Source organism: Streptomyces sp. ITFR-6 (genome assembly GCF_031844725.1).
GTDB lineage: Bacteria > Actinomycetota > Actinomycetes > Streptomycetales > Streptomycetaceae > Streptomyces.
In genome coordinates this window covers 1,580,981-1,605,265 of record NZ_CP134612.1, presented here as the reverse complement: position 1 = coordinate 1,605,265, position 24,285 = coordinate 1,580,981, and the positions used below count along the sequence as shown (strand labels likewise).

Here is a 24,285-nt window from a genome sequence, read left to right as displayed (position 1 = left end):
CAGCGGCGGCACCCGCGGAAAGATCGGGGTCGGTAAACGATGCAGCACGGCAAGTACCGCTTCATTGTGGGGTTCTTGGTAGTCCCACTGGTGTTGTACGCGGTCTTCGTCATCTGGCCGTTCATCCAGGCCATCTACTACTCGTTCACGGACTGGACCGGTCTGAGTCCCGACTTCAAGATGGTCGGCTTCGACAACTACACCAGGATGCTGAAGGACGACATCTTCTGGAAGTCCTTGCAGCACAGCCTGCTGCTCGTGCTGCTGCTGCCGCTGGTGACGCTGGGCCTCGCGCTCTTCTTCGCCTTCATGCTCAATGTCGGAGGCCGGCGGCGCAAGAACGCCGCGGTCTCCGGCGTGCGGGGTTCGGGTTTCTACAAGATCGCCTACTTCTTCCCGCAGGTGCTGTCGATCGTCATCGTCGCCCTGCTGTTCCAGTTCGCGTTCAACCCGCGCAGTGGAATGCTGAATTCGGCGCTGAAGGGGGTCGGTCTCGGTTCCATTCAGCCCGACTGGCTGGGTGACCCGAGCCTGGCGCTCATCTGCGTCATGTCGGTACTGATCTGGTCGACGGTCGGATTCTTCGTCGTCCTCTTCTCCGCCGGAATGGCGTCCATTCCGAAGGACTTCTACGAGGCGGCCCTCCTGGACGGGGCCAGCCGCGTCACGACGTTCTTCCGGATCACCCTGCCGCTGCTCTGGGACACCGTGCAGTCGGGCTGGGTCTACATGGGCATCCTGGCGCTCGGGGTCGAGGCGTTCACGGCGGTACAGGTCATGACCGTGGGCCCCGGCGGCCCCGACTACTCGACCACCGTCCTGCCGCTGTACGTCTACCAGACGGCGTTCCGTGACGGCCAGGCCGGATACGCGACGACGATCGGTGTCGGACTGCTCGTCATCACCATGGCGTTCGCCGCCATCGTGATGCGACTGGGCCGGCGCGAGCGGCTGGAGTTCTGATGCCGCGCTCCCCGGGGCGCGGTGCCCGGACCCCCAGCAGGCAAGACAGCCCGGCCGCGGTGGCCGGCTCGACAGTAGTACGAGGTGAGCACACGTGAAGGCCACTGACACCCCTCCCGTGGATAAGGTGACGGAACCGGCCCCCGTGTCCAAGGCGCCCGCACCGGCCGTCAAGGCGAAGAGCAGCGAGGGCAAGGTCCTCAACGTCTTCTCGCACGGTGTGCTGGTCATCTGGGCGATCCTGGTGGTCATGCCGCTGCTCTGGGCGATCATGGCCTCGTTCAAGACAGATGACTCGATCCTGTCGACGCCGTGGGCGCTGCCGGACAAGCTTCACTTCGAGAACTGGTCGCGCGCCTGGGGTCAGGCGCACATGAGCGATTACTTCCTGAACACCATTCTGGTGGTCGGCGGTTCGCTCATCGGCACCCTGCTGCTCGGCTCGATGGCGGCGTACGTACTGGCGCGGTTCGAATTTCCCGGCAACCGCTTCATCTACTACATGTTCATCGGCGGGATGAGCTTCCCGATCATCCTGGCGCTGGTCCCGCTGTTCTTCGTCATGAACAACATGGGTCTGCTGAACACGCGGCACGGACTGATCATGGTCTACATCGCGTACTCGCTGCCGTTCACCGTCTTCTTCCTCACCTCGTTCTTCCGCTCGTTGCCGAGTTCGGTGGCGGAGGCGGCGATGCTCGACGGTGCCTCGCACACCCGGACGTTCTTCCAGGTGATGCTGCCGATGGCGAAGCCCGGCCTGATCAGCGTCGGTATCTTCAACTTCCTCGGGCAGTGGAACCAGTACCTGCTGCCAACGGTGCTGAACACCGATCCGAAGTACCGGGTGCTCTCCCAGGGCCTGGTCGAACTGGCCAACGGGCAGGGCTACAAGGGCGACTGGTCCGGGCTCTTCGCCGGACTGGTGATGGCGATGCTGCCGGTCCTCGCGGCCTACATCATCTTCCAGCGCCAGGTGGTGGCGGGCCTCACCGCGGGAGCGGTGAAGTAACTCCTCGAACGCTCGCACCGAACGACCGAACCGCCCGCCGGCATCCTCGCCGGCGGGCGGTTCGTCTGTTTACGGGGGAGTTCGCAGGGGTCGAGGTGCGAGGGTCCGGTGCTCATCCGAGGCTTCGACTGCTCAAGGTCTTGACGGGGAGTACCCCAAAACGCTCAGCTTAGAGTTCACATGTTGGAGAATATGGCAGGAGTGAGAGAGTCGATGGAGACTCCGGGGTCGCAGACATCTCTGCATCGCGCCAACCTTGAGCGGGTCGTGCGCGCCGTACGTATGGCGGGGTCACTCACCCAGGCGGAGATCGCCAGGAGCACGGGCCTCTCCGCGGCCACCGTCTCCAATATCGTTCGCGAACTCAAAGAGGGCGGCACGGTCGAGGTGACCCCCACCTCGGCGGGCGGCCGCCGCGCCCGCAGCGTCTCCCTCAGCGGTGACGCGGGCATCGTCATCGGCGTCGATTTCGGGCACACGCACCTGCGGGTGGCGGTCGGCAACCTGGCCCACCAGGTGCTGGCCGAGGAGTCGGAGCCGCTGGACGTGGACGCCTCCTCCGCCGAGGGCTTCGGGCGGGCCGAACAGCTGGTCAACCGGCTGATCGAGACGACCGGGATCAGCCCCGGCAAGGTGATCGGGGTCGGCCTCGGTGTACCCGGCCCGATCGACGTCGAGTCCGGCACGCTGGGCTCCACGTCGATCCTGCCGGGCTGGACGGGCATCAACCCCAGGGAAGAGCTGGCCGGACGCCTCGGAGTGCCGGTCCACGTCGACAACGACGCCAACCTCGGGGCGCTGGGGGAGCTGGTCTGGGGGAGCGGCCGCGGGGTCAGCGACCTCGCGTACATCAAGGTCGCCAGCGGTGTCGGCGCCGGTCTGGTGATCGACGGGCACATCTACCGGGGACCCGGCGGCACGGCCGGCGAGATCGGCCACATCACCCTCGACGAATCGGGCCCGGTCTGCCGCTGCGGCAACCGGGGCTGCCTGGAGACGTTCACGGCCGCCCGGTACGTGCTGCCGCTGCTCCAGCCCAGCCACGGCCCCGATCTCACCATGGAGCGGGTGGTCCAGCTGGCCCGTGAGGGCGATCCGGGATGCCGCCGGGTGATCGGTGACGTCGGGCGGCACATCGGCAGCGGGGTGGCGAACCTCTGCAATCTGCTCAACCCCAGCCGGGTGGTGCTCGGCGGCTCGCTCGCGGAGGCCGGCGAACTGGTCCTCGGACCGATCCGCGACTCCGTCGCGCGCTACTCCATCCCCAGCGCCGCACGGCAGCTCTCGGTGCTCCCCGGGGCGCTCGGCGGCCGGGCGGAGGTGCTGGGCGCGCTCGCCCTCGTCCTGAGCGAGATGGGGGATTCAACCCTTTTGGAGAGCACCCTCCCCACGGCGACTCCTGCCTTCACTTAGATAACGAATGGCACCGTTGTCATCTCGTTAAGGATTTACTCCTTGACGCTGGCCTCGCGGCCGAGTTGACTTCCAGCCACCTCGGCCGCAACGCTGCGGCCTCGTCAGGGAGGCACACCCGTAATGAACGCAATGACGCGACGCATCGTCATAGGCACGGCCGCGGTTTCCATGGCCGTCTCCCTCGCAGCCTGTGGCAAGGCGGGCGACGACAAGGACGGCGGGAGCGGTGGCGACAGCAAGACCATCGGTCTGCTGCTTCCGGAGAACAAGACCACGCGTTACGAGACCTTCGACCGCCCGATGATCGAGGCGAAGATCAAGGCGCTCTGCTCGGACTGCGACGTCAAGTACAACAACGCCGGCGGCGACGCCGAGACGCAGAAGAAGCAGTTCGACTCGCTGGTCACCCAGGGTGTCAAGGTCATCATCCTGGACACGGTCGACTACAAGGCCGTGAAGTCCTGGGTCCAGCAGGCCGACAAGAAGGGCGTGAAGGTCGTCGCGTACGACCGTCTCGCCGAGGGCCCGATCTCCGCGTACATCAGCTACGACAACGAGAAGATCGGCCGCCTCCAGGGCGAGGCGCTCGTCAAGGCGCTGGGCGACAAGGCGAAGAGCAGCAACGTCGTCATGATCAACGGCTCGCCGCTCGACCCGAACGCCCCCTTCTTCAAGAAGGGCGCGCACAGCGTCCTGGACACCCAGGTCAAGAAGGTCGTCTACGAGCAGGACATCCCGGACTGGTCGCCGGACGAGGCGAACAAGAAGATGGGTGCCGCCCTCGACTCGCTCGGCAAGAACGGCTTCCAGGGCGTCTACTCCGCGAACGACGGCATGGCCGGCGGCATCATCACCGCCCTCAAGAAGCAGGGCGTGAAGGTCCCGGTCGGCGGCCAGGACTCCGAGCTCGCCGGTCTGCAGCGCATCCTTGCGGGTGAGCAGTCCTTCTCGATCTACAAGCAGATCAAGCCGCAGGCGGACACCACCGCGGGTATCGCGGTGAAGCTCCTCAAGGGCGAGAAGTTCGACGACCTGGTCAACACCAAGGTCGACAGCCTCTCGGGCGAGTTCAAGGCCACCCCGTCGCGTCTGTACGACGCCACGGTCGTGACCAAGGAGAACATCGGCTCCACGATCGTCGCGGACAAGGTCTACAAGGCCTCCGAGATCTGCACCCCCGAGTACAAGAAGGCGTGCGACGCCGCCGGCATCAAGTAACACCGGCGGGCAAGCCCTCAGGGGCGCCCCTTGCCAGTCCGGCCCCCGCCCCGTCAACGCCCCGCAAAGCGGGGGCGGGGCCGGACTCTTCCCACCGGATCCGGTCGTCGGACTGCCGCCGCCCCAGGCCCCACGGGCCACCAGGCGACGACGGTGGTCCGACGGCCCGAACCGGCACCCCCCTGTGCAATGCAGCACCATCCCCGCCGGTCAGGCGGCGAAGGAGATGATTCACGTGTCCGCTACGCCCGTGCTGGCGTTGCGCGGAATCTCCAAGCGGTTCGGCGCCGTTCAGGCGCTCACCGATGTGAACCTGGAGATTCACTCCGGCGAAGTGGTTGCCCTGGTCGGCGACAACGGCGCCGGCAAGTCAACCCTTGTCAAGACCATCTCGGGTGTTCACCCGATCGACGAAGGCGCCATCGAGTGGGAGGGCGGGACGGTCCGGATCAACCGGCCGAACGACGCCCAGGACCTCGGAATCGCCACCGTTTACCAGGACTTGGCCCTCTGCGACAACCTCGATGTCGTCGCCAACCTCTTCCTCGGCAACGAGCTCCGCAGCGTCTCCGTCCTCGACGAGATCGCGATGGAGAAGCGCGCCAAGGAACTGCTGGACACCCTGTCCATCCGGATACCCAGCGTCCGCATCCCGGTCGCCTCGCTCTCCGGTGGACAGCGCCAGGTCGTGGCCATCGCCCGCGCCCTGATCGGCGACCCCAAGGTCGTCATCCTGGACGAGCCGACCGCCGCACTCGGCGTCGAGCAGACCGCCCAGGTCCTCGACCTCGTGGAGCGGCTGCGCGAACGCGGCCACGGCGTCATCCTCATCAGCCACAACATGGCCGATGTGAACGCCGTCGCGGACCGGGTCGCGGTGCTCCGTCTGGGCCGCAACAACGGCGTCTTCGACGTCGCGACCACGTCCCACGAAGAGGTCATCGCCGCCATCACCGGCGCCACGGACAATGCCGTCACGCGCCGCCAGGCACGCACAGTCACGAAGGAGGACGCAAAGTGAGCGACCTCGCCAAGACCCCCGGGCCTTCCGCGGAGAAGACCGAGAAGACCGAGAAGGCCGGGCAGAGCGCCACGGTGCCGGCCCAGGCGACCGTCCCCGCGGTGGACCCGCGCCTGCTCATCCGCGAGGAGGGCTTCAAGGGCTACTGGTCGGAGTTCACCCGCAAGGTGCGCGGCGGTGAGCTCGGCTCGCTGCCGGTCTTCGTCGGGCTGATCGTCATCGCGATCGTCTTCCAGTTCCAGAACAGCAACTTCCTCTCCGCCAGCTCCGTCGCCAACATCGCCGTGTACAGCTCCGGCCTCGGCATCATGGCGGTCGGCATCGTGTTCGTGCTGCTGCTCGGCGAGATCGACCTCTCGGTCGGCTCCGTCGCCGGTGTCGGCGCGGCCACCTGGGCCGTGCTCAACGTCAACCACGGCTGGCCGGAGTGGCTGGGGATCCTCACCGCCGTCCTCGCCGGGACCGCGCTGGGCGCCCTGCACGGCTTCTTCTTCGCGAAGATCGGGGTGCCGGCCTTCGTCGTCACCCTGGCCGGCTTCCTCGGCTGGAGCGGTCTGCAGGACTGGATGATGGGCGGCGAGGGCTCGATCAACACGCCGTCCGGCAGTGTCGTCGAGGACCTCACCAACTACTTCTTCGAGGACAAGGCCGTCGGCTACGGCCTCGCCCTGGTCGCCGTGATCGCGTACGCCGTGTCCCTGCTGGTGGACAGCAAGCGCCGCAAGGCCGCGAACCTGCCCGCCCGCCCGGTCACCGAGATCGTGCTGCGCACCGCCGTCGTCGCCGTCCTGTGCTTCGTCGTCGCGTACGTCCTGAACGAGCCCGAGGGCGCCCGCGGTCTGCCGCTGGCCCTGGTGCTCTTCCTCGCCGTCCTGGTGATCGCGGACTTCGTGGCCCGCCGGACCACCTTCGGCCGCCAGGTCTTCGCGGTCGGCGGCAACGCGGAGGCCGCGCGCCGCGCCGGTATCAGCGTGGACCGCATCCGGATCATCGTCTTCGCGCTCTCCGGCACGCTGGGCGCCTTCGGCGGACTCTTCATCGCCAGCCTCTCCGGCGGCGCCACCAAGAGCGTCGGTGGCGGCAACACCCTGATGCTGGTGATCGCTGCCGCGGTCATCGGCGGCACCAGCCTCTTCGGTGGCCGGGGCAAGGTCTGGTCCGCGCTCCTCGGCATGGTCGTCATCCAGTCGATCCAGCAGGGCCTGAACATGATCGGCATGGCCAACGCCGTGCAGTACATGATCACCGGCGCGGTTCTCCTCGCCGCCGTGGTCATCGACTCGGTCTCCCGCCGCACGCAGAAGACCGCGGGCCGCGCCTAGTACGGCGCCCGCACCTCAACACGGCAGTGCCCGGCGCCCCTTCGGGGGGCGCCGGGCACTTTCGCGTGCGCGGCACGGGCGGTCGTCCTCGCTGGTGACATCAGTGTGCGGCACACAGTATCGTGTCGGACGTGGGCACCGATGAACTGATCCTCAGCCAGGCCCAGGAACTGCGCCGCGGCACGGTCGTGCTGGCCTGCCTGGCGCTTCTGGAGGAACCGCAGTACGGCTACGCACTGCTGGAGACGCTCGGTGACGCCGGGATCACGGTGGACGGCAACACCCTCTATCCGCTGCTGCGGCGCCTGGAGAAGCAGGGGCTGCTCGTCAGCGAGTGGAACACCGAGCAGTCCCGGCCGCGGAAGTTCTACCGGAGCAGCGCCGAGGGGGCCCGGGTCCGCACCGGGCTGCTGCGCGAGTGGCGGGCCCTGGACGCCTCGATAGCACGCCTGACCAAGGGGGACCGATGAGAACGCTGAGCGCGCCCGGCACCGGCACGCTGACCGACCGGTATGTGGCGGAGGTAGTCCGGCGCATCCCGCCGGGCCGTCGCGGCGCGGGGGCGTACGCCGGTACCGCCTGGCACGCCCTGCTGATCGCCCTCATCGTGTGGCAGCACACCGCGCAGCCGTACCGGACCGACGAAGGCGTACACCTCGACGTGCTCGACCCCGGCCTGTGGTCGGGCTGGATCTGGCCCGTCCTGGCCGGGCTCGCCGGACTCGTGGCGCTCGACGTGATCCGGGCGGTACGGGCTCCGACGCGGGCGCTCGCGCTGTGGAACATCGCCGCGGAGGCGGCGTTCACGCTGCCGCTCGCGTGGATCCTTTACCGGCGGGAGTTCTTCGACCCGGCTTTCCTGGCGGACGTCAACGGCGGCTGGCACACCCCCGACGGCTTCTACACCGCGGCCGTCCTGCTGGTCCTGCTGGCGGGCGCGCGCGGGGTGATGCGGCGGCTCGCGGAGGCGCGGGCCTGAATCCGCGGCGTCGTTCCCGTCACAGTGCCCGCCCGGAACCATTCGCGACGCGCCCCGAACGCACAGGTGGGACCGGTCGGCCCGGCCGCGCGGGCCGGGACCGGCGGGTCCGCACCCGCCCGCCCGATGTCCGTGGCGGCGAACGGAACATTAGACTCATCGGATCGGCATGCTCGACCAGCTCAATCGCAAGGAGGCACGGTGACACAGCCGCGCGAAGCGCGTCATGCACGGGCGGTGGTGGGCGACGGATGGGATCTGCTGGCCAGCATCGGCGGACCGCGTGACCTGGACCGGCTCACCCCCGAGCAGCTGGAGCAGCTCGCCGAAGAGATCCGGACCTTCCTCGTCGACGCCGTCTCCAAGACCGGCGGACACCTCGGACCCAACCTGGGCGTGGTCGAGCTGACCATCGCCCTGCACCGGGTCTTCGACTCCCCGAAGGACAAGGTCCTCTTCGACACCGGCCACCAGAGCTACGTACACAAGCTCCTCACCGGCCGCCAGGACTTCACGAAGCTCAAGAGCAAGGGCGGCCTCTCCGGCTACCCCTCGCGCGCCGAGTCCGAGCACGACGTCATCGAGAACAGCCACGCCTCCACGGTGCTCGGCTGGGCCGACGGCCTCGCCAAGGCCAACGAGGTGCTGAAGCGTCCCGACCACGTCGTCGCGGTCATCGGTGACGGTGCGCTCACCGGCGGCATGGCCTGGGAGGCGCTGAACAACATCGCCGCCGCCAAGGACCGCCCGCTCGTCATCGTCGTCAACGACAACGAGCGCTCCTACGCCCCGACGATCGGCGGCCTCGCCAACCACCTGGCGACCCTGCGCACCACCGACGGCTACGAACGCTTCCTGGCCCGTGGCAAGGACCTCCTGGAGCGCACCCCCGTCGTCGGCAGGCCCCTGTACGAGACGCTGCACGGCGCCAAGAAGGGCCTCAAGGACTTCATCGCCCCGCAGGGCATGTTCGAGGACCTCGGCCTGAAGTACGTCGGCCCGATCGACGGACACGACCTGGAGGCGCTGGAGTCCGCGCTCCAGCGCGCCAAGCGCTTCGGCGGCCCGGTCATCGTCCACTGCCTCACCGAGAAGGGCCGGGGCTACACCCCGGCGCTGCTGGACGAGGCCGACCGCTTCCACGCCGTCGGCAAGATCCACCCCGACACCGGACTGCCCGTCGCGACCTCCGGCCTCGACTGGACCTCCGTGTTCGGCGAGGAGATGGTCAAGCTCGGCAAGGAGCGCGAGGACATCGTCGCGATCACCGCGGCCATGCTCCAGCCGGTCGGCCTGACCAAGTTCGAGAAGGCCTTCCCGGACCGGATCTACGACGTCGGCATCGCGGAGCAGCACGGCGCGGTCTCCGCGGCGGGCCTCGCCACCGGCGGTCTGCACCCCGTCTTCGCGGTCTACGCCACCTTCCTCAACCGCGCCTTCGACCAGGTCCTGATGGACGTCGCCCTGCACAAGTGCGGCGTGACCTTCGTCCTGGACCGGGCCGGGGTCACCGGTACGGACGGCGCCTCGCACAACGGCATGTGGGACATGTCGATCCTGCAGTGCGTGCCCTCGCTCCGGATCGCCGCCCCGCGCGACGCCGACCAGGTCCGCGCCCAGCTGCGCGAGGCCGTCGCGGTCGACGACGCCCCGACGGTCGTCCGCTTCTCCAAGGGCGCGGTCGGCCCGTCGGTCAAGGCCGTCTCCACGGCCGGCGGCATGGACGTGCTCCGCGAGCCCGGCACCTCCCGGCCCGACGTCCTGCTCGTCTCCATCGGCGCGCTCGCCCCGATGTGCCTGGAGATCGCGGACCTGCTCGACGCCCAGGGCATCTCGACCACGGTCGTCGACCCGCGCTGGGTGAAGCCGGTGGACGAGGCCATGGCACCGCTCGCCGCGCGGCACCGCGTCGTCGTCACCGTCGAGGACAACAGCCGGGCCGGCGGCGTCGGCTCGGCCGTCGCCCAGGCGCTGCGCGACGCCGACGTCGACGTACCGCTGCGCGACTTCGGCATCCCGCCGGTCTTCCTCGACCACGCCTCCCGCAAGGAGGTCATGGCCGAGATCGGGCTGACCGCACCGGACATCGCCCGTCAGGTCACCGGTCTGGTGGCCAAGCTCGACGGCCGCTACGAGACGGACGCGGAGAGTCGTTCCGTGGCGGAGCCCGTCCGGGACTGATCCGTAACGCGGTTCCACGAATGGGCCGGTCGCCCACCCGCCACGGGTGGTCCGACCGGCCCATTCGCGTGAAATCCCGGCCTGCGGGGCGTGCCGGGAGCGAGCCGGTCCGAATCTCCGAATCATGGCATCCACGACGAGTGCGTGGAGGTACGCCGGTGAGCACGCAGCAGGACCTGCCCCCCAGCCGGGACGGGCTGTTCAGGACCAAGACGATCGAACAGTCCATCCGCGACACCGAGGAGCCGGAGCACGCCCTCAAGAAGTCCCTCTCCGCCCTGGACCTCACGGTCTTCGGAGTGGGCGTCATCATCGGCACCGGGATCTTCGTCCTCACGGGCAAGGTGGCCAAGGAGACGGCGGGACCCGCCACCGCCATCGCCTTCGTGGTCGCGGGCGTCGTCTGTGCCCTGGCCGCCCTCTGCTACGCGGAATTCGCCTCCACCGTCCCGGTGGCCGGGTCCGCGTACACCTTCTCGTACGCCTCGCTCGGTGAACTGGTCGCCTGGATCATCGGCTGGGACCTGGTGCTGGAGTTCGCGCTGGGCACGGCGGTGGTGGCGGTCGGCTGGTCCGGCTACGTCCGCTCACTGCTGGACAACATCGGCTGGTCACTGCCGAACGCGCTCTCCGGGACCGACGCGACGAAAGGATTCGGCTTCGACATCCTCGCGTTCGTCCTGGTCCTGGTCCTCACCGTCATCCTGGTGCTCGGCATGAAGCTCTCCGCCCGGGTCACCACCGTCGTGGTGGCGATCAAGGTGGCCGTCGTGCTGATCGTGATCATCGCGGGCCTCTTCTTCATCGACACCGCGAACTACTCGCCCTTCATCCCCGAGGCCCAGCCGCAGTCCGCCGGATCGGGCCTGCAGGCGCCGCTCGTCCAGCTGATCTTCGGGTACGCGCCCACCAACTTCGGCGTCATGGGCATCTTCACCGCCGCCTCCGTCGTCTTCTTCGCCTTCATCGGCTTCGACGTGGTGGCCACGGCCGCGGAGGAGACGAAGGTCCCGCAGCGCGACATGCCGCGCGGCATCATGGCCTCGCTCCTCATCTGCACCACGCTCTACGTCGCCGTATCGATCGTGGTCACCGGAATGGAGCACTACACCGAGCTCTCCGTGGACGCCCCGCTGGCCGACGCCTTCAAGGCCGTCGGGCACCCCGTCTACGCCGGGATCATCAGCTTCGGCGCCGCCGTCGGCCTCACCGTGGTCTGCATGATCCTGCTGCTCGGCCAGACCCGGGTGTTCTTCGCGATGAGCCGGGACGGACTCCTCCCGCGCTTCTTCTCCAAGACCCACCCGCGCTTCCACACCCCGTACCGCCCGACCATCCTGCTCGGTGTGATCATCGCGATCGTCGCCGGATTCACCAGCATCGACGAGCTCGCGACCCTGGTGAACATCGGCACGCTCTTCGCCTTCGTGGTCGTCGCCCTCGGCGTCATGGTCCTGCGCCGCACCCGCCCGGAGCTGCACCGCGCCTTCCGCACCCCGTGGGTCCCGCTGATCCCGGTCCTCTCGGTGGCCGCGTCCGTCTGGCTGATGCTCAACCTGCCGACCGAGACCTGGCTGCGGTTCGGCATCTGGATGGTCATCGGAGTCGTCATCTACTTCGCCTACGGCCGCACGCACAGCCGGGTCCACCGCACCACGAAAGGCACGTCATGAAGTTCACAGTCCTCGGAGGTACCGGGCTCATCGGGGCACAGGTCGTCAGGAACCTGAACGCCGCCGGGTACGAGGCGCTCCCGCACTCGAAGTCCACCGGTGTCGACATCATCAGCGGCAAGGGCCTGGACGCGGCGCTGGCCGGAGTCGACGTCGTCATCGACCTGACCAATTCGCCGACGTTCGACGAAGCCTCACCGGAGTTCTTCCGCACGTCGATGAACAATTCGCTGGCCGCCGCCCGGAAGGGCGGCGCCGGCCACTTCGTCGTTCTCTCGATCGTCGGCGTGGACAAGGTGCCGGAAGTGGACTACTACCGGGCCAAGGTGCTCCAGGAGGAGATCCTGGCGGCGGGCCCGGTCCCGTACTCGATCGTCCGGGCCACCCAGTTCATGGAGTTCATCGACGCCGTGCTGTCCTGGACCACCGACGGCGACACCGTACGGCTGCCCGCCACGCCGATCCAGCCGATCGCCGCTGCCGAAGTGGCCGAAGCGGTCACCCGGATCGCCGAGGGCGCCCCGCTGAACGGCATCTACGACATCGCCGGACCCGAGGTCTTCACTCTGGACGAGCTGGGCCGCCGGACGCTGTCCGCCAAGGGCGACAACCGCAGGGTCGTCACCGACCCCACCGCAGGCATGTTCGCCGCCGTCCAGGGGGACGCCCTCACCGATCCGGGCGCGCACCTCGCGCCGACCCGCTACGCCGACTGGCTCTCCTGACCGCGTCGCACCCGCGATGAGCTGGTGATCAGCCGCCGGTGGCGGGCGACTTCCTGGCGGACGCGGGGATGGCGGAGTCCTCGCGCAGCGCCTTCCAGACCATCCTGGCCTGCGGCTGCGCCGCCACCACCCGGTTGGGGTCGATCCGGTCGTAGGCCACCGGCAGCATGATGGTGTCCGTCGAGCCCGGGTCGACCCCGTTCATCGAACGGGCGAACCGGCTCAGTGACTTGAGCGAGGCGAGCCCCTCGTCGGTGGTGAGGGACTTGGTCGCGGAGTTGGCGATCCGGTAGGCGCTGGCCGGACTGCCCAGCAGATCCTGCGATTTGACCTCGCTGAGGAGTGCCAGCAGGAACTGCTGCTGGAGTCCGATACGGCCGAGGTCGCTGCCGTCACCGATGCCGTGGCGGGTGCGGACGTAGGAGAGGGACCCGGTGCCGTTGAGCTTGTGGGGCCCGGCGGTGAGGTCGAGTCCGGAGGCCTTGTCGTGGATATCCTGGGGCACATCGACGGTGACGCCGCCTATGGCGTCGACGAGGTCCTTGAACCCGGCGAAGTTGATCTCCAGGTAGTGGTCGATACGGACCCCGGACATCTTCTCCACGGTCTTGACCACGCAGGCCGGACCGACCTGGGAGTAGACGGAGTTGAACATCACGCGGTTCGCGGAGTCCATGGCCGAGCCGTCGGACGTGACGCACTCGGGCCGGGTCACCAGGGTGTCGCGCGGGATGGACACGGCGACGGCCCTGCTGCGGCCCTCGGGGATGTGCACGACCATCGCGGTGTCGGAGCGGGCACCGCTGACGCCGCCCCCGCCGCCCAGCGCCTTGTTCTCCGCCCCGGCGCGCGAGTCGGAGCCGAGAACCAGCAGATTCTGCCCGCTGGTGGGGAGCCGCTCGGGCCGGTCGTCACCGAGCGCCCTGTCGATGTCGACGCCCTTGATGTTCCCGTCGAGCCGGCTGTAGAGCCAGTACGCTGTCCCGCCCGCGGCGATGACGATCACGAGTAACGACAGCAGCAGCGCCCGGCGTAATCGCCGGCCGCGCGTCCGCTCGCGCCCGCGACGGGGACTGTCCGGGGAACTCGGTCTGTCAGGTGTGCTGGCGTCTTGGCTCATCCTGAATGAGTCCTCACAACTGGTGTGCGCACGGGGCCCACAGCGGGATCGTGACGGCCCCTGGCACGTACCGGAGCCCGTTCCGGCCGCGAATCGTACGCTGATGAACCCCGGAATACCCCTCCTTACCGGGGTTTAGGATGTAACAGATTCGAATTCGTGCGCGAGTTGTCGGATGTCAGTTCTGGAAAGGTAATCGCAGAATCATGCTCGGACAGGATGCCCGCGCGACCTCGAAGGTTGCTCCCGGGGCTCCAGCGCTACGCGGCATCTGGCTCACCCGCGGCAAGGACGGCAGGCTCACCGCGTACGTCGCCGGTGAGGGCGGTCTGCGCCGCTGGTCGGAGACGCGTCCCGGCGGTCCGGAGTGGGGCGCCCCGGATGTCCTGCGGCTGCCGAAGCTGACGCATCTGTCCGTGACGCAGAACTCCCAGAGCTACGTGCACTTCGCCGGCCGGCGCGAACGGCCCGCGGCCTCCGGCGGCGTCACCGTGGACATCGTGCACGCGATTCAGTACCAGACGGGGCGCCCGGTCTCGTCCTGGAACTCGCTGGGCAACCCGCACAAGGAAGCCGATGTGGGCAGCAGGTTCGGCGCGCCCGTCGTCGTGGTGAAGGCCTCCGGCGAGGTGCACGTCGCCGCCCGCAACGGGCGCGGCGGCATGATGGTGCGCCGGGAGCGCGCCGACGGCAAGTGGCGCGGCTGGGAGGATCTGCGCTGCACGCGCATCAAGGAGGTCCCCGCCGTGGTGGCGCTCGATTCCGGCTGTCTGGAGATCTTCGCCTCGACCGACAAGGAGACGCTGCACTGGCAGCAGGAGAAGCCCGGTGGCGGCTGGGGCGAGGTCGGGCGTTCCCCCTTCGCGGTGAGCCCGGGGTCGCTCGCGGTGCTGGAGACGGCACCCGGCCGCGCGACGTACTTCTGGACCGACCCCTCGGGCGGTGTCGTCGCCTACCGGGCCGAGGGCACGCCGATGGAGCTCGGCGGTACGCCCGGCGACGGCGGGCACGCCGTGATCCGCACGGAGCTGGACGGGCTCGACTGCACGGTGCTGGCCCACCGCGGGGTGAACGGCGCGGTGGCCGTGGGAGTCGCGGTGACCGAGAAGGAGGCCGACGGCGTCTGGTGGTCGGACACCGGCGCGGCCTGCCTGGGCACTCCGGCGCTGACGCACGACGCGCTCGGCCGGGTGGTCATGGCCGCCGTCGGCACGGACGGGGCGCCGCGGGTGGCACGGCAGACGGAGGGGCCGGGGCTCGGCTTCGACGAATGGCGCGCGCTGTGAGCGCCGCCCGGCCTCAGACCGGAGGGGTGGCCCGCACCCCTGCGATCACGATGCGGATGAGCAGGTCGTAACTCTCGTCCAGGCTCTCCGGCAGCCCGAACGCGCCACCGGTTTCGAGGACCGCGAAGCCGTGGACGGCCGCGCGCAGGCAGCGGGTCATGTGGATCGCCGCCGAGTCCGTCAGGCCGTACGAGCGCAGCGCGGCGAGGATGATGCCGAGCAGCCGCTCCCCGGCTTCGGTCGAACCCGGCTCGGGGGTCTGGAGCATCGCCGCGTAGCGGTGCGGGTGGCGACGGGCGTAGGTGCGCCAGGTCTCCATGAACGCGCGGACCGCCTCGTCGGCCGAGCGGCCGAGCACCGCCCGGCCCGCGGCGTCCGCCATGTCGTTCATGATCCGCGTGGAGACGAGGACGCGGAGTTCGGCGAGACCGCGCACGTGCTTGTAGAGGGAAGGGGTGGCGACGCCCGCCCGGCTCGCCACCGCCGACAGGGTGAGGGCAGCGGCGCCCCCCTCGTCCACGACCTCCAGCGCGAGGGCGACGACCGCGTCCGGGGACAGGGCGGCCCTAGGCACGGGCGGTGTCCTTGAGGAAGGCCAGCACCGCGGCGGCGACCTCGGCGGGTGCCTGGACGTGGGGGTAGTGGCCCACTCCCTCGATCATCTGGAGCCGCCCCAGCCCTGCGGGCATGCTCGCCACGATGCCCTCGCCCTCGGCCTCCGGGTCTGCCCAGTCGGGGTCGAGCGTGCCCTCGACGACCAGGACGGGGCAGCGGACGCCGGCCAGCTTGGCGCCCGCGTCGGTGGGCGCGGACATGCCCATCTTGCTGACCACCGCCATCCGGCCCGGCCTGCGCAGGTCGGCCTCAAGAGCGGCGATGTGAGCCGCGTACTCCTCGGGCCTGGTGCCGGGGTAGGCGTGGTCCAGGTAGCGCTTCCACATCCCGACGCTGCGCAGCAGGCCCGTCGCCATGAGCAGTGACATGCCCTTGCGGTAGCGGGCGTTGGACAGCAGCGCACCCATGTCGACCTTCTGCGCGCGGGTGAACGGGCCGAGTTCGACGACCGCGGTGACGAGGTCCGGCTCGTCGGCCGCCGCGATGGTGGCGGCGCCGCCCGCGAAGGAGTGGCCCACGATGACGGCCGGGCCGCCCAGGTGCCGGATCAGGGCCAGCAGGTCCGCCGCCGAGTCGGTGCGGGTGTAGGAGCTCCAGCCGGTGCTGGACTCGCCGTGCCCGCGCTGGTCCATGGCGGCGACCCGGAAGCCGGCCGCCGCCAGCAGGTCCGCCAGCTCGCGGAAGGCGCCTCTGTTGTCGCCCATGCCGTGGGCGAGCACGATCAGCGCGCCCTCACCGGTCACGTCGTACGCGAGCCGGCCGCCGTCGGTGTCCAGGAACTCGGTCATGTTCACCCCCGTTGTTAATATCGTTAGCCATAAAGCTAAGTGTATTAGCCGAGCGTGTCAACCCTGCCCGGAACCGCCGGTCCCGTCCCCGCGGCCGGTGTGCGACCACATGCGGAAGGGCCGTACGGGACATGTCCCGTACGGCCCTTCCGCTGCCGCGGCCGGCCTCTCGCAAGGCCCGGCCGACTGACTTACGCCGGTACGCTCGCCACGCCCCGCGCCAGGAACTTCTTCCCGTTGACCCGCTCGGAGACGCCCTCGCGGTCCAGGTACGGCGTGATGCCGCCCAGGTGGAAGGGCCAGCCCGCGCCGGTGATCAGGCAGAGGTCGATGTCCTGGGCCTCGGCGACGACGCCCTCGTCCAGCATCAGGCCGATCTCCTGCGCGACCGCGTCCAGGACGCGGTCGCGGACCTGCTCCTCTGACAGGACGGAGTCGCCCTGCTTCAGGAGGGCCGCGACCTCCGGGTCCAGCTCCGGCTTCCCGGAGTCGTAGACGTAGAAGCCGCGCTTGCCGGCCTTCACGACCGCCGCGAGGTTCTGCGAGACGGTGAAGCGCTCCGGGAAGGCGCGGTGCAGGGTCTCGGAGACGTGCAGGCCGATCGCCGGGCCGACCAGCTCCAGGAGCACCAGCGGGGACATCGGCAAGCCGAGCGGCTCGATGGCCTTCTCCGCGACCTCGACCGGGGTGCCCTCGTCGATGACGTTCTGGATCTCGCCCATGAAGCGGGTGAGGATGCGGTTGACGACGAACGCCGGGGCGTCCTTCACCAGCACCGCGGTCTTCTTCAGCTTGCGGGCCACACCGAAGGCCGTGGCCAGCGAGGCGTCGTCGGTCTGCTCACCGCGGACGATCTCCAGCAGCGGCAGGATCGCGACCGGGTTGAAGAAGTGGAAGCCGACGACCCGCTCGGGGTGCTTCAGCTTCGACGCCATCTCGGTGACCGAGAGGGAGGAGGTGTTGGTGGCGAGGATCGCGTGCGCCGGGGCGACCGCCTCGACCTCCGCGAACACCTGCTGCTTGATGCCGATCTCCTCGAAGACGGCCTCGACGATGAAGTCGGCGTCGGAGAAGCCCTCCGCCTTGTCCAGCACACCGGAGACCAGGGCCTTGAGACGGTTGGCCTTGTCCTGGTTGATGCGGCCCTTGCCGAGCAGCTTCTCGATCTCGGCGTGGACGTAGCCCACACCCTTGTCGACGCGCTCCTGGTCGATGTCGGTCAGCACGACCGGCACCTCAAGGCGGCGCAGGAACAGCAGCGCGAGCTGCGAGGCCATCAGACCCGCGCCCACCACGCCGACCTTGGTGACCGGACGGGCCAGGTTCTTGTCCGGGGCACCGGCCGGTCGCTTGGCGCGCTTCTGGACCAGGTTGAACGAGTAGATGCCGGAGCGCAGCTCGCCGCCCATGATCAGGTCCGCCAGGGCCTGGTCCTCGCGGTCGAAGCCGGCGGACAGGTCGCCGTCCTTGGCCGCGGCGATGATCTCCAGCGCGCGGTACGCGGCCGGGGCGGCACCGTGCACCTTGGAGTCGGCGATCGCCTTGCCCCGGGCGACGGCCTGGTCCCAGGCGTCCCCGCGGTCGACCTCGGGGCGCTCCACCGCGACCGTGCCGTTCAGCACGTCCGCCGTCCAGATCAGCGACTGCTCCAGGAAGTCGGCGCCTTCGAAGAGCGCGTCCGCGATCCCGAGTTCGAAGACCTGCGTGCCCTTGAGCTGACGGTTCTGGTTGAGCGAGTTCTCGATGATCAACAAGACCGCGCGGTCCGCGCCGATCAGGTTCGGGAGCAGCGCGCAGCCGCCCCAGCCGGGGACCAGGCCGAGGAAGACCTCGGGCAGCGAGAACGCCGGCAGCGCCTTGGAGACGGTGCGGTACGAGCAGTGCAGACCGACCTCGACACCGCCGCCCATGGCCGCGCCGTTGTAGTACGCGAACGTCGGGACCGCGAGTCCCGAGAGCCGGCGGAAGACGTCGTGGCCGCCCTTGCCGATGGCGAGCGCGTCCTGGTGCTCCTTGAGCAGTTCGACGCCCTTGAGGTCGGCGCCGACCGCGAAGATGAACGGCTTGCCGGTGATGCCGATGCCGGTGATCGCGCCCTCGGCGGCCTCCTTCTCGACCTGGTCGATCGCGGCGTTCAGGTTCGCCAGCGACTGCGGTCCGAAGGTGGTCGGCTTGGTGTGGTCCAGGCCGTTGTCCAGCGTGATGAGGGCGAAGTTGCCCGCACCTCCCGGCAGGTCCAGGTGGCGTACGTGCGCCTGGGTGACGACCTCGTCGGGGAACAGCTCGGCCGCACCCTTCAGAAGCTCGGTGGTGGAGCTCACTTGCTGCCTCCGTCTGCGTCGAAGTGCGGGTTCTCCCAGACGACCGTGGCGCCCATGCCGAAGCCGACGCACATGGTGGTCAGGCCGTAGCGGACCTCCGGCTGCTCCTCGAACTGGCGGGCCAGCTGGGTCATCAGCCGGACCCCGGAGGAGGCCAGCGGGTGGCCGTAGGCGATGGCGCCGCCGTACTGGTTGACGCGCGCGTCGTCGTCCGCGATGCCGTAGTGCTCCAGGAAGGCGAGCACCTGCACGGCGAACGCCTCGTTGATCTCGAAGAGGCCGATGTCCGAGATGGACAGGCCCGCCTTGGCGAGGGCCTTCTCCGTGGCCGGGATCGGGCCGTAGCCCATGACCTCAGGCTCGACGCCCGCGAAGGCGTAGGAGACGAGGCGCATCTTGACCGGGAGGCCCAGCTCGCGGGCGATGTCCTCTGCGGCGAGCAGCGAGGCGGTGGCGCCGTCGTTGAGGCCCGCGGCGTTACCGGCCGTCACGCGGCCGTGGGGGCGGAACGGAGTCTTCAGACCCGCCAGGGACTCCATCGTGGTGCCCGGCCGCATCGGCTCGTCGGCGGTGACCAGGCCCCAGCCCGTCTCACCGGCTTCAGCGTTGGTGCGGCGCACGGAGACCGGCACCAGGTCCTGCTGGATGCTGCCGTTGGCGTACGCCTTGGCGGCCTTCTCCTGCGAGCGCACCGCGTACGCGTCGGCGCGCTGCTTGGTGATCGTCGGGTAGCGGTCGTGCAGGTTCTCCGCGGTCATCCCCATGAACAGGGCGGACTCGTCGACCAGCTTCTCCGAGACGAAGCGCGGGTTCGGGTCCACGCCCTCGCCCATCGGGTGGCGGCCCATGTGCTCGACGCCACCGGCGACGACGACGTCGTACGCGCCGAAGGCGATGGAGCCGGCCGTCGAGGTGACGGCGGTCAGGGCGCCCGCACACATGCGGTCGATGGAGTAACCGGGGACGGACTGCGGCAGACCGGCCAGGATTCCGGCGGTGCGGCCGAGCGTGAGGCCCTGGTCGCCGATCTGCGTGGTCGCGGCGATGGCGACCTCGTCGATCTTGGCCGGGTCCAGGTCCGGGTTGCGGCGCAGCAGCTCCCGGATGGCCTTCACGACGAGATCGTCGGCGCGGGTCTCGTGGTAGATGCCCTTCGGGCCCGCTTTGCCGAACGGGGTGCGGACGCCGTCGACGAAGACGACGTCCCGGATGGTACGAGGCACGGTGGCTCTCCTCCAGGGTGCGGGATGGCACTGCTGCGGGGCGCGCCCGGGAGCGCGCCGCCACCGCTCATGCTACTTGCGGGTAACCAGACTGCCCAGTCCTGGTGCCGGGAGCGGCGAAGGTCACACACGCGAAATGGCCCGGACGGCCCCCAAAGAGGGTCGTCCGGGCCATGCGGCACGGAGTGAACGGCCGAAGACCGCGCAACCTGGCGTGAATACGCCCCTGTCCGATGCCTCTCAGGCCTCCGGAGTCAGCGCGCTGAACAGCAGCGGGGCGACTTGTTCGATCTGCCAGTGCCGCGCCCCGTATCCCGCGAGGGCGTTCTCCACCGCGTCCCGGGTCGGATTCTTCGGCGGCTCCCAGCACACCCGGCGCACCGTGTCCGGCGTGATCAGGTTCTCCTGGGGCATGTGCAGCCGCTCCGCCAGCTCGGACACCGCGGCCCGCGCGGCGTGCAGGCGAGCGGCCGCGGCCGGGTCCTTGTCCGCCCAGGCGCGCGGCGGCGGCGGGCCCGTCAGCGGCTGGCCGGGCTGCGGGAGCTCCGTCTCGGGCAGCTCCTTCGCCCGCTCCACGGCGGCCTGCCACTGCTCCAGCTGCCGCCGTCCCATCCGGTGGCCGAAGCCGGGTAGCGCTGTCAGCGCCTGGACGTTGGCCGGGACCGCCAGTGCGGCCTCGACGATCGCGGCGTCCCCGAGCACCTTGCCGGGCGAGATGTCGCGGCGCCGGGCGATTTGGTCGCGGGTGTTCCACAGCTCCCGGACGACCGCCATCTGGCGGCGGCGGCGGACCTTGTGCATCCCGGAGGTGCGGCGCCACGGGTCCTGGCGCGGGGGAGCGGGCGGGGCCGCGGCGATGGCGGCGAACTCCTCCCGCGCCCACTCCAGCTTGCCCTGCCGGTCGAGCTCCTCCTCCAGGGCGTCGCGCAGATCGATCAGCAGCTCGACGTCGAGCGCCGCGTAGCGCAGCCACGGGTCGGGCAGCGGGCGGGTGGACCAGTCGACGGCGGAGTGGCCCTTCTCCAGGGAGTAGCCGAGCACGTTCTCGACCATCGCGCCGAGGCCGACGCGCGGGAAGCCCGCGAGCCGCCCGGCCAGCTCGGTGTCGAAGAGCCCGGTCGGCGTCATCCCTATCTCGCGCAGACAGGGCAGGTCCTGGGTCGCCGCGTGCAGGATCCACTCCGCCCCGTGCAGCGCCTCGCCCAGCCCGGACAGGTCGGGGCAGCCGACCGGGTCGACGAGCGCGCTGCCCGCGCCCTCGCGGCGCAGCTGGACGAGATAGGCGCGCTGCCCGTAGCGGTAGCCGGAGGCGCGCTCGGCGTCGACGGCCACCGGGCCGGAGCCCGCGGCGAAGGCGGCGATCACCCCGGCCAGGGCATCGTCGGAGGCCACCACCGGTGGAATGCCCTCGCGAGGTTCGAGCAAGGGGATCGGCGCCGGGGCGACGTCGTCCGGGGGGGCGCCCCCGGTGGTTCGCAGTGAAGTGTCTGCTGCGGTCTCTTGGGCGTCGGTCACGCCTCAAGGGTATCTGTGTATGCACGGCGCCCGTCGACGGAACGTTCCGTCGACGGGCGCCGATGCACGTAAACCAGCCGGATCCGCATTTCTGCACACCGGCGGGGGTGTCGACTCAGTGGATGATGCCCGTCCGCAGGGCCACGGCGACCATTCCTGCGCGGTCTCCGGTGCCGAGCTTGCGGGCGATGCGGGCGAGGTGGCTCTTGACGGTCAGGGCGGACAGGCCCATGGAGACGCCGATCGCCTTGTTGGACTGCCCTTCGGCGACGAGCCGGAGGACCTCCACCTCGCGACCGGACAGTTCGCGGTAGCCGCCCGGGTGGCTCGGGGTGCCGGGGGGACGGCGGTGCATACGGGCGGCATTGGCGCCGATGGGGGCGACGCCGGGACGGGTGGGGTGGCCGATGTTGGTACGGGTGCCGGTGACGACATAGCCCTTGACGCCGCCCGCGAGGGCGTTGCGCACCGCGCCGATGTCATCGGCGGCGGAGAGGGCGAGGCCGTTCGGCCAGCCGGCGGCTCGGGTTTCGGACAGCAGGGTCAGCCCGGAACCGTCGGGCAGGTGGACGTCGGCTACGCAGATGTCGCGCGGGTTGCCGACGCGGGGGCGGGCCTCCGCGATGGACGACGCCTCGATGACGTCACGTACTCCGAGTGCCCACAGATGGCGGGTGACGGTGGAACGGACGCGCGGGTCGGCCACGACGACCATGGCCGTCGGCTTGTTCGGGCGGTAGGCGACCAGGCTTGCGGGCTGCTCTAGGAGAACGGACACCAGGCCTCCTGGGGAGTGGCGGTACGGGGCGGCTCGGGGATGAAGCCGGGGCGAACCGTGCTTGAAGGGTCATTGACCTCTTCGGCACCGGAAGCCCGCTCCTTTAGAGGAAGATCACGATTTGGTGAGTAACAATTCGGGCAAATAGGACATGCGATCGATTGTACGAAAAGAGAGCCGGTGTCTGTGCGAGGATTATGACGCAGTGTCACGAAACGTGGAGGCATCCCCTGCGGCGCCGGGCCGCCGGGCCGTGTCCGCCCGACCGACCGCCCGCCCGTTCTACGAAACCTGCGGCCCGCGCCGCTGCGGCAGCGTCACCACCGCCGCGTCGGCCGGGCCCGACGGCGGCAGGCCGGCGATCTGGCACAGCAGGTCGCCCCACGCCATCAGATGCGCCGCCGTGTCCGGCACCCCGCCGCGCCCCTCGCGGGGCGTCCAGGACGCCCGGATCTCGATCTGCGTCGCGGGACGCCGCGCCCCCAGAGCGCCGAAGTAGTGCGAGCTCGCCCGGGTGACCGTGCCGCCCGCCTCCCCGTAGCTGAGGCCGCGCGCCTCCAGCGCCCCGGTCAGCCACGACCAGCACACGTCGGGCAGCAGTGGATCGGAGGCCATCTCCGGCTCCAGCTCGGCACGCACCAGCGTCACCAGCCGGAAATTGCCCTGCCAGGCCTCGTGCCCGGCCGGATCGTGGAGCAGCACGAGCCGCCCGTCCGCGAGATCGTCCTCGCCGTCGACGACGGCCGCCTCCAACGCGTACGCGTGCGGAGCCAGCCGCTTCGGCGGGCGCGTCGGCTCCACCTCCAGTTCGGGGCGGAGCCGTGCCGAGCGCAGTGCGTCCACCGCCGCACGGAACGCGGGCGGGACGGAACCACCCTCCGCACTGTCCTTGCTGTCAGTGCCGTCGGATTGACCGGAGAAGTGTCCCTGAGCCGGAGCCATGCGGGGAAGAGTAGGCGGAACCGGAGCCTCGCGCAGGGAGGGACACCCATGCGGGGCCGGGCTCCTTCCGCACGCGTGCGAAGATTCTGTGCGTGAGTGCCAACGAACGCCCTTCGGGCCAGCAGACGAAGACCTCCGCCGCCCACGAGTCGGCGTTCCTCAAGGCGTGCCGCCGCGAGCCCGTACCGCACACGCCGGTCTGGTTCATGCGCCAGGCGGGGCGCTCGCTGCCCGAGTACCTGAAGGTGCGCGAAGGCATCCCGATGCTCGACTCCTGCACGATGCCGGAGCTCGTCGCGGAGATCACGATGCAGCCAGTCCGCCGCCACAAGGTCGACGCCGCGGTCTACTACAGCGACATCGTCGTCCCCCTCAAGGCGATCGGCATCGACCTCGACATCAAGCCCGGCGTCGGGCCGGTCATCGCCGAGCCGATCCGTACGCGGGCCGACCTGGCCCGGCTGCGCGATCTCACCCCCGAGGACGTCTGGTACGTCACCGAGGCCATGGGCCTGCTCACCGCGGAGCTGGGTTCCACCCCGCTGATCGGCTTCGCGGGCGCCCCCTTCACCCTCGCCAGCTACCTGGTCGAGGGCGGCCCGTCCCGCAACCACGAGCACACCAAGGCCCTGATGTACGGGGACCCGGAGCTCTGGGCCGACCTCCTCGACCGCCTGGCGGAGATCACCGGCGCCTTCCTCAAGGTCCAGATCGAGGCCGGTGCCTCCGCCGTGCAGCTCTTCGACTCCTGGGTGGGCGCGCTCGCCCCCGCCGACTACCGCCGCTCTGTGCTGCCCGCCTCCGCGAAGGTCCTCGACGCCGTCGCGTCGTACGGCGTCCCGCGCATCCACTTCGGCGTCGGCACCGGTGAACTGCTCAGCCTCATGGGCGAGGCCGGTGCGGACGTCGTCGGTGTCGACTGGCGGGTCCCGCTGGACGAGGCCGCGCGCCGCGTCGGCCCCGGCAAGGCGCTCCAGGGCAACCTCGACCCCTCCGTGCTGTTCGCGCCGACCGCGGCGGTGGAGGCCAAGACCCAGGAGGTGCTGGAAGCGGCCGCCGGTCTTGAGGGCCACATCTTCAACCTGGGCCACGGCGTGACGCCGAACATGGACCCCGACGCGCTGTCGCGGCTCGTCGAGTACGTCCACACCAGCACCGCCCGCTGAACCACCGGGCCGGGCGCCGCC

21 protein-coding genes are annotated in these 24,285 nt (G+C 69.8%); 13 read left to right on the top strand and 8 right to left on the bottom strand.

Annotated features, from left to right (window positions below):
* Positions 1 to 39: 39 nt before the first annotated feature.
* The 11 genes from RLT59_RS06975 (at position 40) to RLT59_RS06925 (ending at position 12,510) form a co-directional block, all read left to right on the top strand.
* Positions 40 to 963: a carbohydrate ABC transporter permease gene (locus RLT59_RS06975; RefSeq protein ID WP_311302594.1), complete on the top strand. Its 924-nt coding sequence runs from the start codon at positions 40 to 42 to the stop codon at positions 961 to 963.
* 94 nt (positions 964 to 1,057) lie between these two features.
* Complete coding sequence (locus tag RLT59_RS06970; protein WP_399124952.1) at positions 1,058 to 1,975, top strand: carbohydrate ABC transporter permease; 918 nt, start codon at positions 1,058 to 1,060, stop codon at positions 1,973 to 1,975.
* A 213-nt stretch (positions 1,976 to 2,188) separates the two neighbouring features.
* Complete coding sequence (locus tag RLT59_RS06965; protein WP_311302593.1) at positions 2,189 to 3,388, top strand: ROK family transcriptional regulator; 1,200 nt, start codon at positions 2,189 to 2,191, stop codon at positions 3,386 to 3,388.
* Positions 3,389 to 3,511: 123 nt separating this feature from the next.
* On the top strand, positions 3,512 to 4,609 hold the full coding sequence (locus RLT59_RS06960) for a substrate-binding domain-containing protein (RefSeq protein WP_311302592.1): 1,098 nt from the start codon (positions 3,512 to 3,514) through the stop codon (positions 4,607 to 4,609).
* Between the two features lie 226 nt (positions 4,610 to 4,835).
* Positions 4,836 to 5,630: an ATP-binding cassette domain-containing protein gene (locus tag RLT59_RS06955; RefSeq protein ID WP_311302591.1), complete on the top strand. Its 795-nt coding sequence runs from the start codon at positions 4,836 to 4,838 to the stop codon at positions 5,628 to 5,630.
* Positions 5,627 to 6,952, top strand: coding sequence for a sugar ABC transporter permease (locus tag RLT59_RS06950; protein WP_399124949.1), 1,326 nt, complete (start codon positions 5,627 to 5,629; stop codon positions 6,950 to 6,952). The genes RLT59_RS06955 and RLT59_RS06950 overlap by 4 nt, the downstream gene beginning before the upstream one ends.
* Positions 6,953 to 7,083: 131 nt before the next feature.
* Positions 7,084 to 7,422, top strand: a complete 339-nt coding sequence (locus RLT59_RS06945) for a PadR family transcriptional regulator (protein WP_311302590.1) — start codon at positions 7,084 to 7,086, stop codon at positions 7,420 to 7,422.
* Positions 7,419 to 7,931: a hypothetical protein gene (locus RLT59_RS06940; protein ID WP_311302589.1), complete on the top strand. Its 513-nt coding sequence runs from the start codon at positions 7,419 to 7,421 to the stop codon at positions 7,929 to 7,931. The genes RLT59_RS06945 and RLT59_RS06940 overlap by 4 nt, the downstream gene beginning before the upstream one ends.
* Positions 7,932 to 8,132: 201 nt before the next feature.
* Positions 8,133 to 10,112, top strand: coding sequence for a 1-deoxy-D-xylulose-5-phosphate synthase (gene dxs / locus RLT59_RS06935; protein WP_311302588.1), 1,980 nt, complete (start codon positions 8,133 to 8,135; stop codon positions 10,110 to 10,112).
* 158 nt (positions 10,113 to 10,270) lie between these two features.
* On the top strand, positions 10,271 to 11,785 hold the full coding sequence (locus RLT59_RS06930; protein WP_311302587.1) for an amino acid permease: 1,515 nt from the start codon (positions 10,271 to 10,273) through the stop codon (positions 11,783 to 11,785).
* On the top strand, positions 11,782 to 12,510 hold the full coding sequence (locus tag RLT59_RS06925; protein WP_311302586.1) for an SDR family oxidoreductase: 729 nt from the start codon (positions 11,782 to 11,784) through the stop codon (positions 12,508 to 12,510). The genes RLT59_RS06930 and RLT59_RS06925 overlap by 4 nt, the downstream gene beginning before the upstream one ends.
* Before the next feature lie 28 nt (positions 12,511 to 12,538).
* On the opposite strand, the gene RLT59_RS06920 is transcribed toward RLT59_RS06925, so the two are convergent.
* Positions 12,539 to 13,630 carry an LCP family protein gene (locus tag RLT59_RS06920; protein ID WP_311302585.1) on the bottom strand — a complete coding sequence of 364 codons (1,092 nt, stop codon included), beginning with the start codon at positions 13,628 to 13,630 and terminating at the stop codon, positions 12,539 to 12,541.
* Between the two features lie 206 nt (positions 13,631 to 13,836).
* Here RLT59_RS06920 and RLT59_RS06915 point away from each other — a divergent pair, with 206 nt between their 5' ends.
* A complete protein-coding gene (locus tag RLT59_RS06915; protein WP_311302584.1) occupies positions 13,837 to 14,916 on the top strand; it encodes a PLL family lectin in 1,080 nt (359 codons plus the stop codon).
* A gap of 13 nt (positions 14,917 to 14,929) precedes the next feature.
* Here the strand turns inward: RLT59_RS06915 and RLT59_RS06910 are convergent, their stop codons facing one another.
* From RLT59_RS06910 to RLT59_RS06880, 7 genes are all read right to left on the bottom strand, one after another.
* Positions 14,930 to 15,490 (bottom strand): TetR/AcrR family transcriptional regulator, encoded by a 561-nt coding sequence (locus RLT59_RS06910; RefSeq protein ID WP_311302583.1) that lies wholly within the window; start codon positions 15,488 to 15,490, stop codon positions 14,930 to 14,932.
* On the bottom strand, positions 15,483 to 16,319 hold the full coding sequence (locus tag RLT59_RS06905) for an alpha/beta fold hydrolase (protein ID WP_311302582.1): 837 nt from the start codon (positions 16,317 to 16,319) through the stop codon (positions 15,483 to 15,485). The genes RLT59_RS06910 and RLT59_RS06905 overlap by 8 nt, the downstream gene beginning before the upstream one ends.
* Before the next feature lie 191 nt (positions 16,320 to 16,510).
* The gene (locus tag RLT59_RS06900; protein ID WP_311302581.1) at positions 16,511 to 18,640 is read right to left on the bottom strand and encodes a 3-hydroxyacyl-CoA dehydrogenase NAD-binding domain-containing protein; all 2,130 of its coding nucleotides are present in this window, start codon (positions 18,638 to 18,640) and stop codon (positions 16,511 to 16,513) included.
* Entirely contained in the window at positions 18,637 to 19,863 is a 1,227-nt protein-coding gene (locus tag RLT59_RS06895; protein ID WP_311302580.1) for a thiolase family protein, read from the bottom strand. Before RLT59_RS06895 ends, RLT59_RS06900 begins: the two co-directional genes overlap by 4 nt.
* Before the next feature lie 240 nt (positions 19,864 to 20,103).
* The gene (locus RLT59_RS06890; RefSeq protein ID WP_311302579.1) at positions 20,104 to 21,378 is read right to left on the bottom strand and encodes an HRDC domain-containing protein; all 1,275 of its coding nucleotides are present in this window, start codon (positions 21,376 to 21,378) and stop codon (positions 20,104 to 20,106) included.
* Between the two features lie 115 nt (positions 21,379 to 21,493).
* A complete protein-coding gene (locus tag RLT59_RS06885; RefSeq protein WP_024488613.1) occupies positions 21,494 to 22,156 on the bottom strand; it encodes a helix-turn-helix transcriptional regulator in 663 nt (220 codons plus the stop codon).
* Positions 22,157 to 22,438: 282 nt separating this feature from the next.
* The gene (locus tag RLT59_RS06880) at positions 22,439 to 23,098 is read right to left on the bottom strand and encodes a DUF3000 domain-containing protein (protein WP_311302578.1); all 660 of its coding nucleotides are present in this window, start codon (positions 23,096 to 23,098) and stop codon (positions 22,439 to 22,441) included.
* A 92-nt stretch (positions 23,099 to 23,190) separates the two neighbouring features.
* Between RLT59_RS06880 and hemE the strand changes: the two genes are divergently transcribed.
* The gene (gene hemE, locus RLT59_RS06875; protein WP_311302577.1) at positions 23,191 to 24,264 is read left to right on the top strand and encodes a uroporphyrinogen decarboxylase; all 1,074 of its coding nucleotides are present in this window, start codon (positions 23,191 to 23,193) and stop codon (positions 24,262 to 24,264) included.
* Positions 24,265 to 24,285: the final 21 nt, after the last annotated feature.

Excerpts from the sequence above, each read along its gene's own strand:
- RLT59_RS06925 (WP_311302586.1), top strand. The coding sequence starts at position 11,782 with ATGAAGTTCACAGTCCTCGGAGGTACCGGGCTCATCGGGGCACAGGTC.
- RLT59_RS06955 (WP_311302591.1), top strand. The coding sequence starts at position 4,836 with ATGATTCACGTGTCCGCTACGCCCGTGCTGGCGTTGCGCGGAATCTCC.
- RLT59_RS06880 (WP_311302578.1), bottom strand. The coding sequence starts at position 23,098 with ATGGCTCCGGCTCAGGGACACTTCTCCGGTCAATCCGACGGCACTGAC.
- RLT59_RS06915 (WP_311302584.1), top strand. The coding sequence starts at position 13,837 with ATGCTCGGACAGGATGCCCGCGCGACCTCGAAGGTTGCTCCCGGGGCT.
- RLT59_RS06920 (WP_311302585.1), bottom strand. The coding sequence starts at position 13,630 with ATGAGCCAAGACGCCAGCACACCTGACAGACCGAGTTCCCCGGACAGT.
- RLT59_RS06975 (WP_311302594.1), top strand. The coding sequence starts at position 40 with ATGCAGCACGGCAAGTACCGCTTCATTGTGGGGTTCTTGGTAGTCCCA.
- RLT59_RS06940 (WP_311302589.1), top strand. The coding sequence starts at position 7,419 with ATGAGAACGCTGAGCGCGCCCGGCACCGGCACGCTGACCGACCGGTAT.
- RLT59_RS06965 (WP_311302593.1), top strand. The coding sequence starts at position 2,189 with ATGGAGACTCCGGGGTCGCAGACATCTCTGCATCGCGCCAACCTTGAG.
- RLT59_RS06960 (WP_311302592.1), top strand. The coding sequence starts at position 3,512 with ATGAACGCAATGACGCGACGCATCGTCATAGGCACGGCCGCGGTTTCC.
- RLT59_RS06905 (WP_311302582.1), bottom strand. The coding sequence starts at position 16,319 with ATGACCGAGTTCCTGGACACCGACGGCGGCCGGCTCGCGTACGACGTG.